This window comes from Sulfurimonas sp. (genome assembly GCF_026196735.1).
Classification (GTDB): Bacteria; Campylobacterota; Campylobacteria; order Campylobacterales; family Sulfurimonadaceae; genus Sulfurimonas.
The window spans coordinates 1-16,245 of the sequence record NZ_JAPHUF010000008.1 but is presented as its reverse complement, the minus strand read 5'-3'; the positions used below and the strand labels follow the sequence as shown (position 1 = coordinate 16,245).

Annotated in this window: 16 protein-coding genes and 1 tRNA gene; 11 read left to right on the top strand and 6 right to left on the bottom strand. The window is 33.2% G+C overall.

Annotated features, from left to right (window positions below):
• Position 1 precedes the first annotated feature (1 nt).
• The 4 genes from OQK60_RS05330 to OQK60_RS05315 all read left to right on the top strand — a co-directional run bounded on the left by OQK60_RS05330 (position 2) and on the right by OQK60_RS05315 (position 2,617).
• Positions 2 to 517: a YqhA family protein gene (locus tag OQK60_RS05330; RefSeq protein ID WP_297684874.1), complete on the top strand. Its 516-nt coding sequence runs from the start codon at positions 2 to 4 to the stop codon at positions 515 to 517.
• Positions 517 to 1,557 carry a uroporphyrinogen decarboxylase gene (gene hemE, locus OQK60_RS05325; RefSeq protein WP_297684848.1) on the top strand — a complete coding sequence of 347 codons (1,041 nt, stop codon included), beginning with the start codon at positions 517 to 519 and terminating at the stop codon, positions 1,555 to 1,557. The genes OQK60_RS05330 and hemE overlap by 1 nt, the downstream gene beginning before the upstream one ends.
• Before the next feature lie 37 nt (positions 1,558 to 1,594).
• On the top strand, positions 1,595 to 2,485 hold the full coding sequence (locus OQK60_RS05320; RefSeq protein WP_297684846.1) for a radical SAM protein: 891 nt from the start codon (positions 1,595 to 1,597) through the stop codon (positions 2,483 to 2,485).
• A 57-nt stretch (positions 2,486 to 2,542) separates the two neighbouring features.
• Positions 2,543 to 2,617 (top strand) — tRNA-Asn (locus OQK60_RS05315).
• 74 nt (positions 2,618 to 2,691) lie between these two features.
• Here the strand turns inward: OQK60_RS05315 and OQK60_RS05310 are convergent.
• Together OQK60_RS05310 and OQK60_RS05305 are read right to left on the bottom strand one after the other, a co-directional pair.
• Positions 2,692 to 2,925, bottom strand: a complete 234-nt coding sequence (locus tag OQK60_RS05310) for a thioredoxin family protein (protein WP_297684844.1) — start codon at positions 2,923 to 2,925, stop codon at positions 2,692 to 2,694.
• 9 nt (positions 2,926 to 2,934) lie between these two features.
• Positions 2,935 to 3,879: a permease gene (locus tag OQK60_RS05305; protein WP_297684842.1), complete on the bottom strand. Its 945-nt coding sequence runs from the start codon at positions 3,877 to 3,879 to the stop codon at positions 2,935 to 2,937.
• A 225-nt stretch (positions 3,880 to 4,104) separates the two neighbouring features.
• Between OQK60_RS05305 and OQK60_RS05300 the strand changes: the two genes are divergently transcribed.
• Complete coding sequence (locus tag OQK60_RS05300; protein WP_297684840.1) at positions 4,105 to 4,368, top strand: hypothetical protein; 264 nt, start codon at positions 4,105 to 4,107, stop codon at positions 4,366 to 4,368.
• A 77-nt stretch (positions 4,369 to 4,445) separates the two neighbouring features.
• Here OQK60_RS05300 and OQK60_RS05295 read toward each other — a convergent pair whose 3' ends face one another.
• Positions 4,446 to 5,291: a tetratricopeptide repeat protein gene (locus OQK60_RS05295; protein ID WP_297684838.1), complete on the bottom strand. Its 846-nt coding sequence runs from the start codon at positions 5,289 to 5,291 to the stop codon at positions 4,446 to 4,448.
• Between the two features lie 166 nt (positions 5,292 to 5,457).
• Positions 5,458 to 6,192: a penicillin-binding transpeptidase domain-containing protein gene (locus OQK60_RS05290; protein WP_297684836.1), complete on the bottom strand. Its 735-nt coding sequence runs from the start codon at positions 6,190 to 6,192 to the stop codon at positions 5,458 to 5,460.
• Between the two features lie 245 nt (positions 6,193 to 6,437).
• Here OQK60_RS05290 and OQK60_RS05285 point away from each other — a divergent pair, with 245 nt between their 5' ends.
• From OQK60_RS05285 to OQK60_RS05260, 6 genes are all read left to right on the top strand, one after another.
• Complete coding sequence (locus tag OQK60_RS05285) at positions 6,438 to 7,169, top strand: transglutaminase-like cysteine peptidase (protein ID WP_297684835.1); 732 nt, start codon at positions 6,438 to 6,440, stop codon at positions 7,167 to 7,169.
• 25 nt (positions 7,170 to 7,194) lie between these two features.
• Complete coding sequence (locus OQK60_RS05280; RefSeq protein ID WP_297684833.1) at positions 7,195 to 8,961, top strand: ABC transporter ATP-binding protein; 1,767 nt, start codon at positions 7,195 to 7,197, stop codon at positions 8,959 to 8,961.
• A 43-nt stretch (positions 8,962 to 9,004) separates the two neighbouring features.
• Positions 9,005 to 9,229, top strand: a complete 225-nt coding sequence (locus tag OQK60_RS05275) for a hypothetical protein (protein WP_297684831.1) — start codon at positions 9,005 to 9,007, stop codon at positions 9,227 to 9,229.
• A gap of 12 nt (positions 9,230 to 9,241) precedes the next feature.
• Complete coding sequence (locus tag OQK60_RS05270) at positions 9,242 to 9,487, top strand: hypothetical protein (RefSeq protein ID WP_297684829.1); 246 nt, start codon at positions 9,242 to 9,244, stop codon at positions 9,485 to 9,487.
• Positions 9,488 to 9,497: 10 nt separating this feature from the next.
• Complete coding sequence (locus OQK60_RS05265; RefSeq protein ID WP_297684827.1) at positions 9,498 to 10,448, top strand: WD40 repeat domain-containing protein; 951 nt, start codon at positions 9,498 to 9,500, stop codon at positions 10,446 to 10,448.
• Between the two features lie 125 nt (positions 10,449 to 10,573).
• Positions 10,574 to 11,323 carry a response regulator gene (locus OQK60_RS05260; RefSeq protein WP_297684825.1) on the top strand — a complete coding sequence of 250 codons (750 nt, stop codon included), beginning with the start codon at positions 10,574 to 10,576 and terminating at the stop codon, positions 11,321 to 11,323.
• Here the strand turns inward: OQK60_RS05260 and OQK60_RS05255 are convergent.
• Together OQK60_RS05255 and pepN are read right to left on the bottom strand one after the other, a co-directional pair.
• Complete coding sequence (locus OQK60_RS05255; RefSeq protein ID WP_297684823.1) at positions 11,320 to 13,977, bottom strand: ATP-binding protein; 2,658 nt, start codon at positions 13,975 to 13,977, stop codon at positions 11,320 to 11,322. The genes OQK60_RS05260 and OQK60_RS05255 overlap by 4 nt on opposite strands.
• Positions 13,978 to 14,055: 78 nt before the next feature.
• Positions 14,056 to 16,245: aminopeptidase N (gene pepN, locus OQK60_RS05250; protein WP_297684821.1), on the bottom strand; the 2,190-nt coding region annotated here is incomplete at its 5' end.

Sequence of the window (16,245 nt, the reverse complement as noted above, 5' to 3'; positions counted from 1 at the left end):
TATGTTAGAAAAACTTTTTGAAAAAGCCTTATGGAACTCAAGATTTATAGTTATTTTAGCCGTTGTATTTGGTCTTATTGGAGCGGTGGCACTTTTTTTAGTTGCCAGCATTGATATTTTTGTTACTGCAAAATATGTAATAACAACTTACTTGACAGGTGCACATCCAGAACATTTTCACAGTGATATCGTAGGTGGAATTATTGGTGCAGTTGACTTATACCTTATCGGTGTCGTTATGCTTCTCTTTGCTTTTGGTCTATATGAACTTTTCATTTCAGAAATAGATGCTGCTAAAGAATCAGAGCATGATGAAACACAACTTTTGGCAATTCATTCGCTTGACCAACTAAAAGATAAAATCTCAAAAGTCATAGTTATGGTTCTAGTTGTGGGCTTTTTTCAAAAAGTTGGTCATACGCAATATAATGGCGCGCTAGATATGTTATACTTAGCGCTATCAATAACTGCAGTAGCAGTTGGTTTGTATTTTTTAGGAAAAGTAGGTAAAAAGTAATGAGTAAAATATTTGTAGATGCATGTTTAGGTAAAGAAACTCCGTATACTCCTGTATGGATGATGAGACAAGCTGGAAGATACCTTCCAGAGTATATGGCAGTTCGTGCTGAAGCAGGAAACTTTTTAAACCTTTGTCATGACCCTAAGAAAGCTTGCGAAGTAACCCTTCAACCGATAGATATAGTTGGTGTTGATGCTGCCATATTATTTAGCGATATATTAGTTATCCCTGATGAGATGGGTATGGACTTAAGTTTTGTTAAGGGTGAAGGACCAAAGTTCAGTGACCCTATCAAAACAGAAGCTGATGTAGACAGGCTTATTGGCGGTGAGGAAGCAGCTTCTAAACTTACTTATGTATATGAAACTATCAAACTTATAAAAGAAGACTTAGACAAAAGAGGCGGAGAAACTGCACTTATCGGTTTTACCGGAGCACCATGGACACTAGTTACTTATATGATTGAGGGAGAAGGTACAAAGACTTACAATATTTGCAAAAAAATGATGTACTCAAACCCTGCTCTTTTACATAAAATACTCGCAAAAGTAACAGAAGTTGTAAAACTATATATGGAAAAACAGATTGAAGCAGGCATAGATGTAGTTCAAATATTTGACTCATGGGCTGCTGCTATCGAACCTGGTAAATATGATGAATTTTCTTGGAAATACATGGTGGAAATCGCTGACTACCTAAAAGGCAAATATCCCAATATTCCTATCATTATGTTCCCTAAAGGAATTCCAGCATTTTTAGATAAAGTTTATGGAAACTTTGATGTGTTTGGTGTAGACTGGTCGACTCCAATGTCACTTGCTAAAGAAAAACTTGGAGACAAATATGTACTTCAAGGAAACATGGAACCTTGCCGTCTTTACTCTAAAGAAGAGACTACAGAATGTGTAGAAACTATCCAAAAAACTATGCAAGGCAAAAGACATATCTTTAACCTAGGACATGGGATACTTCCTGATGTACCTGTAGAAAATGCTATACACTTCGTAAGTGAATGTCATAGAGTAAGTGGAAAATAATATAATTTTCGGCCCAATCAACTCTCGCCGATTCGGCATGAGTTTGGGTATTGATCTATCTCCATCAACAAAACAGTGTAACTTCGACTGCCTTTACTGTGAACTTGCTCCTTCTGCTACTGTTTCATCACAAAAAGAGACCGTTGAAGTTTCACAAATCATAAATGAACTAAAATCTCATCTCAACGACAACATAGATGTCATAACACTTACAGCCAATGGCGAACCGACTCTCTACCCTCACCTTGATAAGCTTATCGATGAGATAAACAAAATCAAAGGCGATACTGAGACTTTAATCCTTACAAACAGCGCAACTTTAGTTGATGAAAAAGTCTTTAAGTCACTTCTAAAACTTGACCAGGTAAAACTATCTCTTGATGCTGTTAGTCAAGATGTTTTTAAAAGGATAGACAGACCACATAACAACATAGACATAAAACAAGTTGCTCAAAAAGTAGTAGATTTTTCTAAGGCATACAAAGGCAAACTTTATATAGAGATACTGTTTGTATATGGACTCAATGACACAAAAGAAGAAATAGCAAAACTAAATGAAGTTTTACTGCAGCTAAATGTCACTAGAGTTGATTTGGGTACGATAGACAGACCACCGGCATATCCTGTAAGCGGCATTAGCTATAAAGAGCTTCATAACGCTGCTATGCTCTTTGACAGCTCTTTACCTATACATATAGCTTCAAGGATTCATGCTGAGCCAAATAACTCAAGCTATGACAATGAAGAGATTTTAAACACTTTGGATAAAAGACCGTTGACTATGGATGACATAAATCTGCTTTTTGATGAAGATAGTAAAAAACGCCTTGAAACGCTCATAAAAGAAGATAAAATAGTAAAAAAAACAGTCGGTAATTTAGAGTTTTTTATTCTACATGTCAATGAAAAAAGAAAACGAATAAAGTAGTTTAAATACCTTGACATTTGGCAAGCCATAAAGTATAATTTCGACCTATTTACAAATTCCGGATTAGCTCAGCGGTAGAGTAGGTGACTGTTAATCACTTGGTCACTGGTTCGAATCCAGTATCCGGAGCCATACACTCATAAACCCCTAAATACCGTACTTTTCGACTAAATTATTTAGCTACTGTGTCCAAAATGTACCTTTTTCTATTCATTTATAAGTGCTACTACTTCATCTACACTCAAAACTTTACCCGTGCTAACCACTCTTCCATCTATAACAAGTCCCGGAGTACTTACAACTTGGTACTCCATGATTTTCATAACATCATCTACTTTTTCAATCTGAGCAAACTTTCCACTCTTAGCAACTGCTTCTTTTACTACCTTTTCCAAAGTAATGCATTTCGCACAACCTGTTCCTAAAACTTCTATTTTCATTTTTATTCCTTATAATATTAGATTAAATATATACCCTATAACAATAATCCCACTTCCCACAATTGCAAAAAAGATGCCAATAAGTTTAAGAGAGATTATTTTTTTAAGTATTAAAGCTTCTGGCAAACTAAGAGCTGTTACCGCCATCATAAAACTAAGTGCAGTTCCTAAAAGCATGCCCTTGCTTGTTAAAACTTCAACCAAAGGCATAACTCCAGCCGCATTTGAGTACATTGGTATACCCATTAGTACAGCCATAATAACTGCAAAAGGATTTCCCTCGCCGGTATAACGAGCGATAAAGTCAGTTGGAATATAACCATGTATCCACGCTCCAACACCAACTCCTATAAGTACATATAGATAAATCTTTTTGAAAATATCAAGTGTATATTCCCAAGCCTCTCTAGCTCTCTCTTTAAAAGAAAGCTTTGTAAGAGTAGCTTCAAGCTCAGTATCGATTGGTTTGACATCCATTAAAATCTCTTTTTCCATTTTCATCTTACCAATAAAGTAACCCCCAAGTATTGCTACTAAAAGACCAAATCCAATATAAATAGCAGTCACTTTAAAACCAAAAAGTCCAAAAAGCATTGCGATTGCTATTTCATTGTTTAAAGGAGCTGATATAAGATAGCTAAAAGTAACGCCTATTGGAATACGAGCCTGAATAAATCCTAAAAAAAGCGGAATAGCACTGCATGAACAAAAAGGTGTGATAATCCCAAAAAGAGATGCTCCAACATGTCCATAAAGTGCTGATTTACCTTGAAGATGAGCACGAACATATTCAGTATTTAGCCATGTTCGTAAAAATGAAACTGTAAATATAATCGTAAGAAGTAAAAACCAAATCTTTATAGTGTCATATATAAAAAAGTGTGTAGCATCAGCGAGTCTTCCCTCAAGCCCTACAATATCATAAATAAACTCTTTTGAAAGTTCATACCACATCTAAGTCCTTCGTATAATATTAAAAGTGTAGCAAAATTAAACTAGTAAATCATTATAAATTGATATTTAAATGAATTTACAATCAAAGAGCTCAAGTATATGAAGATAGGACTGCTATAACATGTACATTTTTAATACTTGATAATTTTATATGCTACATAATACTAAGTTTTTTATAGTCACATTTATTATGCTATACTAATAAAAACAATTAAAGAGGTTAATATGAAAAAATTAGCAGGAATAGCGTTAGCATTATCACTAATTGTTAGTAGTGCTTTTGCAGAGAAAAGTGTAATGGATAAGCTCACCAATGATAGTGCATTTGATCAAACATCAATGTTTTTTAATCTTGCAACTGCTGATGACCTTGATTCTAGAGAATCATATGTTAATGGATTAGTTGTTATACCTGTAGCTATTATAGAGAGCGCAATATGGGTAACAGTTCTTCCTTTCAATGCAATTAAGCTTGGAATGCAAGACTAGTATTAAGAACCGTATAGCTGTGAACTTTCTTATTTTTTAAAAATAGAATGTTCACTGTAAACTAGACAAACTTTAAATTATTTGTGTATTTTCTTAAATTCTTCACTATCTTTTATATTTTCAAACAATACTTCACTATCAATTTCATCTCTTAAGTTTGGAGATTTTTCTATAGCCATAAGCAAGTCTTCAATCGCCTCATGCTTGTTGTCAAGAGCCGCATTTGCGCAAGAGCGTTGCCAGTAAGCGTACCCATATTCCGGGTCGATTTCTATGGCTTTATTACTAAGACTCAAAGCCCACTCATGCTCATCAATGTCTAGCACTGCATCTGCTTTGTAAGCATATACTTCCGCATCATTACTATTTACTTTTAAGATTTCATCATAAAGCTCTATTCTAGACTGTGGATTTGTCTCCAAATTTGAACGCATCCATAAAGAGTGAATATACTGGGTGTTATATATTTTGTTTTGATTGTCCAATATCTTTTTTGATTGCTGTGTCAGCGTATCTTGAAGAGTTTGCATCTGAGCGTTATATTTTTGTGTAATTGCATCTAATCTGCTCTCAACAATCTCTTCAGTTTTTCCTCTAATATCTCTTAGAGAATTCCATCCGGCAAAAATGAGGATTGATGTTGCAGCTGCTATAAGATAAAACAAATTGCCAATAGTATCAGTAATATATCTTGCAGATCTGTCTGTTTGTTCAACTTCAGCTCTTGAAATTCTTTTTTCAACCTCATTTTTTGTTTTCATGTTCTCGATTCGTAAATCTTTAAGCTCATCCATTATGTATCGTTCAATCAATGGCTTTTTTAGCTCGTTATCAAGACCTTTTATTTGAGGGGTATCGGCATTTACTGAAGTATAAAAAAATAAAAAAGATAGAAGTAAAAAAAATTTCAACACAATATTCATAAAGAGCCTTTGATAAACAAAATTGAAGTGAATTATAACAAACACCGCTTAAAAAGAGTCCTATTTGCGTCATAGTCAATCCTCAGTAATCTCACAGCAATATAATCATTTTCAGATTAATGAAATATTTGGGCTTTTACAACATTTATGTAGCTTCAGTATATTTTTAATAAAGGTAGCTAGATTTTAAATATTCAATGACAATTTTTTTTATTTCAGCACCACTGGCACCTTTTCCTTTAATATTAAAAGCAAAAACTTTTGTTGAATGTTTTTCTTCTATAAAGCCTACAAACCATCCAAGATTTTTACTACTGCCCGTCTTTCCTGCGAGAGTATAGTTTTCTTGCTTCTCAAGTGTAATTATGTCTTTTATAGTGTTAATAGTTTGCGCTGTAAAAGGTAATCGATTATGCATTAGTTTATCTAAAAAATCTATTTGTTCATTTACTGAAATTTTTAAACTACCATTGCCAAGCCAAAAAGTAGTCAGCGACTGAGAAATATCAGTATTTCCATAGTTTACTTTCTTTAGCATCTCTTGCATTCGTGCTGTTGTGATTCGTTTTGCCATCTCTTGATAAAACCATACAGTTGAAACACTTATGGCACTTCGCATTGAATGATCTCTATTCCAAACGGGATATTCACGTACTTTTTTATCCCATAAAAGTGTTTCGTTTTCATCTTTAACTGCCTTAGCATCTAATGCAATCATACTATGTAGAATTTTAAATGTTGAACATGGATTTAATCGTTCACCTGCACGAGTACCAAATATTTGTCGTTTTGAGCTATTAAGGTCAAGGATGACACCTGTACCATCAAATTTACCAAAATCAAGCTCATTAGAAAAAAGTAAAGAGTATATAGAAATGAATATAATTATAAATTTAAGCATTTGATACCTTTAAAATTGTATATTGTTTTTATAAAAAAAATTTCTAAGATTCTATCATAAATCTAAAACTTCATAGAATCATCCACCTATTATATTTAGGACAAGTACTCTTGGTAATTAAAATATCGACAATTTAAAGCAATCCAACTGACTTCTGCTGAAATTATAGAATTAAAACTTATTTTATAAAGATTTGATAAAATGCTTAGACTTTAAAAATTCTCTATATACAAGAGGTAAAATAGTTGAGATATATACCATTTTTTTTATTATTGATATTTGTCTTAACAAGCTGTTCAAAACAACCCGTTGAAAAGAAAATACTCATACCCGTTGAGAAGAAAAAACCAACGCCCATTGAAAGAGAAATCACAGGTTTAATCCCCGAAACTGTCATACAAAAAGCTGAAAAAAAATATGGCAAGTATGTTCGCAACAGATATGAGGCATTTAATGAAAAGTTGCGTGAGCTTCAAAACTCTTCAGAAGAATTAAAACTCGAAGAAATCAACAATTTTTTTAATAATGTGCCTTTTGTCGATGATATGAAAATATGGTCTCAAAAAGATTACTGGGCTACACCTTTGGAGTTTTTAGGCAAAGACAAGGGAGATTGTGAGGATTTTGTTATTGCAAAGTATTTTTCTCTTAGAAATCTTGGGATAGATTCTAAAAAACTTTATTTTTCATATGTAAAATCAACACGCTTCAAAGAAACTCATATGGTACTGAGTTATTTTAAAACACCAGATTCTATCCCTCTTATTCTTGACAACATAAACTTTAAAATTTTTCCTGCTGATCAAAGAAAAGATTTGACACCTATTTACAACTTCAACGGCGAGTCTTTATATCATACCAACAAACAAGGACAAAATGGACAGAAAGTTTATAAAATATGGGACAAATTAATCCAAGACAGAGCTCATAAAAAATGGGACATATTAGTCAATAATATTAAAAAAAATAAATTATAATAATTAAAATAGATATAATTCTTTTATGAATAATAAAATCAATTTAAAAACTATACTCAAACTTATTTTAGACAAAAAACCAGCCCTTATTTATGGACAAATTGTCACTATTATCGCCATACTTGTAAGTGTCCCTATTCCACTTATGCTGCCGGTGATGGTTGATGAAGTATTACTAAACAAACCGGGTCTTTTTGTAAACACAATTGATGCCACTTTTGGTGTGACTACTGCATTTTACTACATACTCATAGTAACTCTTAGTGTTATACTGCTTCGTTTTATATACTATTTTTTTACAGTCTTACTTACTAAGATATTTACAAAAATCTCAAAATATGTCACCTTTATGATTAGAAAAAGGCTTATTGAGCATCTTCAGGTAACCTCTATGAATGAGTATGAGACCTTGGGAAGCGGCGCAATAACATCAAACCTTGTGACAGATGTAAATACTCTCGATACCTTTATCATAACCGGCGTCAGTAAGCTTATTTCATCTGTTTTAACACTTATTGCCGTTGCTGTTGTTATGATAGCAATAGACCCTGTTTTAGGAGTGCTGATACTTGTCATACAGCCTATAATCATGCTGCTGAGCAAAAAAATGTCAGCGATAGTCGGTAGGTTAAAAAAAGCAGAAAACACGGCTATTTCTGATTTTCAAGAAGATGTGGGAGAGAGCTTAGAGCTTTTTGGACAGATAAAAGCAAGCAACAAAGAGTCATACTTTTTCTCTCGTGCTGTAGATTTGGCCAACAATATTCAAACAACTTCAAATGAGTTTGGATATAAAAATGTAGCTTATGAGAGACTATCATACACTATATTTTTGGTGATGTTTGAAGTTCTTCGTGCCTCTGGACTTGTTCTAGTCGCATACAGTGACTTGAGCATCGGTATGATGTTTGCGATGTTTGGATACATCTGGTTTATAATGACACCCGTTCAAGATATGCTAAATATGCAGTACTCATATTCATCTGCCAAGGCAGCACTCGATAGAATAAACAAAATACTAGCGCTAAAAACGGAAGACAGCGGTAACAAAAAGCTAATCTCAGACAGGGTCGATATATCGCTTAAAAATATAAACTTTTCATACAATGAAGAAAAAGAGATACTTCGTGACATATCGCTAGATATAAGTGCGGGCTGTAAAATAGCACTTATCGGAGCAAGTGGAAGCGGAAAAACAACTTTAGCACATGTCATCTCCGGTTTTTATGAAAAAAACAGCGGTAGCTTAACTTACAATGGTATTGATTCATCAGAATTGGATAAAAGCTCACTTAGAGACAGAGTATTTTTAGTGCTTCAAATGCCAATACTTTTTAACTCTACTTTACGCTTTAACATAACTATGGGCGACGATAACATTAGCGATGAAGAGATTTACAAAGCATTAGATATAGCTCAACTCACCGATATGGTAAATGAAATGCCTAATAATCTTGACACAATAGTTGGTCATCACGGCATAAGACTCTCCGGTGGACAGCGACAGCGTTTGAGTATAGCAAGGATGATAATAGCAAATCCAAGTGTAGTAATATTTGATGAATCTACCTCGGCACTTGATGTTCATACAGAAGCAAAACTCCAAGTAAGACTGACACCGATACTCCAAGACAAAACAGTCATCACAATAGCACATAGACTAAGCACTGTAAAAAGTGCAGATGTCATTTATGTTATAGAAGATGGCAAAATCGTCCAAAGCGGAACCCATGATGAGTTAGAGGCTGAAGTGGGACACTATACTGAATTTATCAAGCAGCAATTGATTTAAAAAAAAGTGAATTATTTTCATAAAAAAACTATATAATGCTAGTATGAAAATATGGATTTCCGACACACAGACTAAAACACATCGCCTTGTAAGACTTAACTGCGAGGAACATAGTGACTTCATCTATGTTGGCGATTTAAATGATGATGAGTTAAGGATATTTTTTTTAGAGTTGCAAGAAGATATGGATGTTGATAAAAACATCAAACTGATAAATTATTATGGTTATCTGCATCTTTTTATAATTCATAAAAAGGCAAATATATAATATGGTTGACAAATGATGAAAATTTTGCCGATAATCTTTTTGTTTTTAACGCTAAACCTATATGCAGATTCAAAATGGATTTCATTAGAACCAACAAAATCTAAACAAGCCGGTAAATCAAATACTCAACTACAAGAACTTCAACCTATGAAAAAAATGCTTAAAAAAGCTACAGTTATTAAACATTTGCTAGACAAAAAAAGCCTTAATGATGAAACCGATAAACAGAGTAAAAAAAATTGGTTTGTTATAAAGTGAAATCGGCGCAGTGACTAAATTATTTTTACTCTTCTTTTTTTTTATAAATTTTATATATGCTCAAGACATAAAACCTGCCGCCATATATAAGTCTGTAGGATTTGTCAATGATTTTGTAGTAAATCAAAATAACTTATATGTAGGTAACGACGCAGGAACTGTTGATGTCTTTGACATTAAAACTGCAAAAATCATAAATCAAATCTTACTGCCGCCACTAGCATCTTCGATGAATAAAATAATACCCGCTGATATACTCAGTGTTGATTATCTTAACGGCAAACTATTGATACTTAGCGTTGGCAAAGAGACTTACCGCAATGTTTGGATTTATGAAAACTATATGCTGAAACAAATAATAAATGAAGAAAAAAAGCTCACTATAAAAGAAGCTCGTTTTGTAAATGACGAGCAGATTATATTTGCCACATTAGGTTCAGATATCATCTTGCATGACATGTCAGAAAAATACAACCTTTACAACACTCATATTTCTTACAGTACATTGGGAGACATCGCACTAAGCAAAAATAAGCGCAAAATGATTATTGCAGATGAGAGTGGAGCTGTTAAAATAGTTGATATAAAAAGTTCAAATATAGATGAGACATACTCTTCTCAAAATGTAGATAATATTTACAGGGTTGCTTATGCAAATGGCACTATTATTACAGCCGGTCAAGACAGACGAGTTGGAGTTTATCAAAACAATCAAGAACCATACCATATAAAAAGTGATTTTCTAGTCTTTTGTGTCGGCATAAGTCCAAGTGGCATGATCGGTGTTTACTCAAACGGAGAAGAAAATCACTTACAACTGTTTAATCCAAAGACAAAGGAAACACTTGAGCGTTTGGTTGGGCACAAGAGTATTATCAATCAAATTAAATTTATAAATGAGCAAGAACTCTTTAGTTCAAGCAGAGATAATTATGTTATGCACTGGAAACTACATAAATAACCACGGCTCTAGTGTAGTTTTGTAACAAAAATATCACAAATTTATCACAAAATAGTTAAATTCAAAAAACTTATATGAAAATAATAATACAATTACTTTATAATATTTTAACAATTAGGTAACTCATGACAAACCACTCAATTATCATTGTAGAAGATGATGAAATAACTGCCCTCAATCTTAAACTCTCTTTGCAAAAACATGGCTATAACATTATTGCGATATGTGATAATGCAGCTGATGCGAAAGAAGAAATAGAAAAATACAAGCCAAGTATTATTATTATAGATATATCCCTTCAAGAGAGTAGTGATGGCATAGAACTGGCAAAAACAATAAGAAGCAACTACGGTATACCATTTATATATTTAACATCTCACAGTGATGACGATATAATTTCACAAGCTAAACAAACAGAGCCTTATGGCTATATAGTTAAACCATTTGATCCATCTTCACTTCATGCAACAATACAGATGGCTATCTTTAAATTTGATGTAGAAAATCAAAGAAATGAAGAGATAGAGTCACAAAAAGTAGACAAACAAAATTTAGATAAATTGCTATACTCAAAAAGAGCATCTGATAAACCGCTTATATCGTTTGGAGATGGGTATCAGATAGATATAGCTAAAGATGAAGTATTTTACAATAACAAAAAGATTAAACTTACCAAAAAAGAAAATGCTATCTTACGATTACTTGTGGCAAAACTTGGTCATATAATTAGCTTTAATCAAGCTATAGAGTATGTATGGCAAGAGAGTGGTGCAACTGAAAATAGCATTAGAACATTAGTATGGAGACTCAGAAACAAACTTCCGACTGACATAATTAAAAATGCTTCCGGTATTGGTTATTATATAGAAGATTAATTTATTTTGATCTTCGCAAGCATTTCTTTTATTAGTTTAAAAGTAGTTTCATAGTCATACTCGCAATCTTCTTTTTTAGCCATACTCTCCATCTCAGCTGTTTTTTCTTGCAAATATTCCATTCTAAAGTTACCGCTGGAGCCTTTTATACTATGTGAAATGAGTGCAATTTTTTTATATTCCCTATATTTTATCGCATTTTCTAATTCAGGTATCTGCTTTATCATTTTCTTTATAAACATCTCAACAAGCATTGTCAGCTCATCTATGCTTAGCATTAACTCCTGACTCAACTTTTCACAATCAAGTCCTTCTATCGAGCATTCTACTTCTTGTGTTTTTGCAACTGCTTCAACCACTTCATCTGTAACTTTTAAGTAGTTTAAAAATACTCTCTCCAACTCTTTTATAACAATAGGCTTGCCTAAAAACGAGTCAAAACCGCTTTTTAGTCCTCTCTCTTTCGCACCCTTTATTACATTTGCCGTAAGTGCAGAAACCGGTGTATGTCTAAGCTCTTTTTCTTTTTCGTATTTTAATATATTTTGAACTGCTTCATTACCATCCATAATAGGCATCTGCTCATCCATTAAAATTAAATCATAATGATTTTGTTTATAAAGATCAAATGCTTCTAAGCCGTTTACCGCAAGATCATAACTCAAACCATATTTATCCAGTAAAATCTTTATCAACTCTTGATTGGCCTCATTATCTTCTGCTACCAATATATGACCTTTAAACTTCATACTAGTTGCATGTTTATGTGGAGAGTAAGCCTCAGGATTGAGAAGCTCCTCAAATGTAGTCCTTATCTTTGAGCAGTAAAGAGGAAAACATATACTTGTAATATGTGAGTACTTCTCATACATGTCACTCGGTTTACTTGTAAGAGCTATGTATTTTTTATCTGATTTTAAAATCTTCTCTTTAAACTCGCTTTCTACATACTCTTCTAAGAATATTGCTATATCATAATCCATATCTAGATTATCAACCATCTCTATATTCATATTGAAAATTTCTGAGTATTTTAAAAATGAGTCTGACTTGTATCCTCGTATCATATTCTTGTCATAAAATACTGTTTTTATCTCTCTTAGCTCATCTAAATCGCTAAACATTTGACACTCGGTGTTATAAATCTCAACAGGTAATTCAAACCAGAACTTACTGCCCTTGCCTAGTTTAGACTCTACATTTATACTACCGCCCATATGCTCAGCTAATTGGCGACATATTGATAGGCCCAATCCGGTACCATCTAGGTTTTCAATTTCATTCTGTCCCGCTTGTGTAAATGCTGAAAATATATTCTGTATATTATCCTCCGACAAACCAATACCGTTGTCGTTAACACTGACTTTAAGAATACTGTCTTTACATGTAGCTTCTACACTTATGTGCCCGCCGATTCTAGTAAATTTTATGGCATTACTTAAAAGATTCGATAAGATTTGCTTTATTCTTAAGGCATCTGCATATAATTCTTTTGGTATAGTTGGGTCAATAAAAGAGGTAATAATGATATCTCTTGAGTTCGCAGAAGCCACAAAAAGCTCCAAAGTGTGACTTATCTCTTCGTGTATAGAGAAAATTCTAGGTTCAATCGTAAAAACACCGCTTCTTAACTTAGAGAAATCCAAAATATCATTTATAATACTTAGTAGATTCTCCCCACTGTTTAAAATAATATCCAAATATTTTCTATGTTGTTTTGATACATCTTGCTCTATTAAAAGGTTTACAAAACCCAATATAGCATTTAGCGGTGTTCTAATCTCATGTGACATATTTGAAAGAAAATATTCTTTTGCCTGAGAAGCTTTTTGAGCCTCAAGCCTCGCATCTATCAGCGTGGTAACATCATTGGCGATTGACATGTACTCAGTAGCATTATCATAAGGATCCATAATTTTTACAATTGTTGTATCGATGTAAAAATAATCACCGTTTTTCTTAAGATTTTTCAATGTACCTCTGAATATCCCGGCATTTTTCAGCTGAAACCACAAGTCATCAAAATACTCTTGGGGTATATCTTCATGTTTTTCAAGACTATGATGCGTACCTATCAGTTCTTTTTCTGAATACCCGCTAAGTTGCACATATTTATCATTAACATAAGTGATTTTTCCATTAATGTCGGTTTTTGAGATAATAGTACTCTCATCAAGCGCCTTTTTGTATTCGCTTAAAAGTTTTACATGTCGATTTATCTCTTGTTCTTTTTGATAAATTGTATCTGTATAATGTTTGAGTATACCTTGAAAATTTTTATCAAATATATATGATATTTCATCAAAAATTTCTTTGGAGTTAAGATTAACATCATAGGTAAAATCTATCATTGAGCGTCTAAAATGGCTGCATATCTCAAAAAGTTCATCAGCTCTAATATCTCTATCTTTAAGATATAACAAAAGATTCTGAATAATAGGACAATCTCCTATTTCTAGTTCGCCTGATATAACACCCATAAAGTAGTCAAAAACATCACCGGCATAATCATTTAAAAACTGTTTTGTGTTTATATTGTGAAGTTTTAATATTTTCTTGGGTGAATTATAAGATACCCATTGCGCAAGAATAGAATCTTTTGAATTGATAAAAATGTCTTGTGTTTTTGCAAGATGTTTTAGTTTTTTTGCCATATTAGTACTCTATAATTTATATAATTTAAGATGATAACATAATTACAGTATAAATAGCTTCCATAAGTCTGGACTATCTTATACTTTTATTATTTTACTAACTATTTCATAAACATTTTTTGAAATAGATTGTGTAGAAATTACTCGCTCTAACTCTACTCTCATCATTTTTTTATTTTGTGAGGTTAACCTTTCATATATTTTAAACGCACTAGTAAGACCGGAAGCCATTTGCGGATTGATCTTATCTATTTCTATTATCTTATCTGCCACAAACTTATAACCTTGTCCGTCTTTTGCATGAAAATGTTTATAGTTTCTAGCAAAGACACCAATCAAAGAGCGAACTAAGTTCGGAACAAGTTCGTTGTACGCATCGTCACTTTGTAGAGCAATCACACGCTCTAGTGTGCCATCTCTATGAGAAGCCGCAAGAATTGAGAAATATTTGTTCATAACAAGAGTATCATCTTTATATTTTGTATAAAAATGTGCTAATGTTATCTCGGCATCTTTAGCAGAAATATTTTCTAAAATATCAAGAGCAACCACTCTATCTGTCATAGTTAGAGACTCCTCATACTGCTTTGTCGCTATCTCTATAACTTCCTCATTTTCTAAAGAAGAAAGAAGTTTCAGACAACGATTTTTTATACTTCTCTCACCGATACTTTTGGCATCAATTTGCGTACATGTAGGATTGTGATATTTCGTATATATTTCTAAAAGTTTATCTTTAAATGTAGTTGCTAAATGCTTTGATAATTTTTCTTTTACTTCATACAAAACATCAAAGTCAACCGTATCTTGTCTCTGCATAAGAGTTGAGATAGTTGGAAGTTCTAAAAGAAGAGCTTTGTAAGAAAGGTCTAAATCACTCTCTAAAATATGTCCAAAAGAGTTTACAAATTCTGGATTTATCTTGTCCCAATTTATCATGCCTTCAAGTGTTGATACTCCATAAGATTGGGCTGATTCATACTTTACAAAACTATTGGTATCATGCTTCATTAAAAATGCATAATTAAGCTCCTCTTGCTCGATTATAATAGGCGCAGAAAAATCTCTGTTTATGGATAAAACTGGTTTACTGTCAACTTTAAATACAAACTCCTCTTTTTCTTTTGAGATTATTAGAGTTCTAGCGATAACCTCATCCCCATTCTCATTTAGCAGTGCCATTTTTAATGGAAAGAAGTAAGGCTTTTGCTCACTCCCATCAACTGCATTTGGAACTTTCTGAGTCAATATCAACTTATACTCGCCATCACTAAAACTCTCTTGTACATGTAGTTTTGGCGTACCTGATTGATGGTACCATCTTTCAAACTCTTTTAAATCAATACCGCTTGCCTCACTCATAGCCCACAAAAAGTCGTCTGTCCTTACAGCCTGCCCGTCAAAAGTCTCAAAGTAAAGGTCAGTTGCCTTACGGTAATTTTCTTCACCCAAAAGAGTATGAATCATACGAATAATCTCAGCACCCTTTTCATATACGGTAGATGTGTAAAAGTTATTGATTGCCATATACGAATCTGGCTGAATTGGATGAGCAGTTGGAGATGCATCCTCTACAAACTGTCTCTCGCGAAGGGCTTTTACATCTTCTATACGCTGGACCTCTTTTGAGTTCAAATCAGCTGAAAAACACTGATCACGAAATACTGTAAGACCCTCTTTAAGTGTTAGTTGAAACCAGTCTCTACATGTAATGCGGTTTCCGGTCCAATTGTGAAAATATTCATGAGCAATTACGCTTTGAATTCCCATAAAATCATTGTCAGTTGCGGTGTCTTCGTTGGCTAAAACATAGTGAGAGTTGAAAATATTAAGACCCTTGTTTTCCATGGCTCCCATATTGAAACTATCAACTGCCACTATGTTGTAAAGATCCAAATCATACTCTCTGCCATATTTTTCTTCATCCCACTTCATAGACTCTTTGAGTGACTTCATAGCATGCAGACACTTAGACTCATTTCCTTTGTCTGTATATATGTTCATTCTGACAATCTTGCCGCTTGCTGTCACAAACCTGTCTTTAACTACTCCCAAATCCCCTGCGACCAATGCAAAAAGATATGACGGTTTTGGATGTGGGTCATCCCATGTCACACCATGTCTTCCATCATCAAGTTTAAAGTTTGTCGCTGTATTTCCATTACTTAATAGAACAGGGTATTTATCTCTATTTGCTACTACAGTTGTCTTAAACACAGCCATAACATCAGGACGGTCTATATATGGAGTTATCCTTCTAAAACCTTC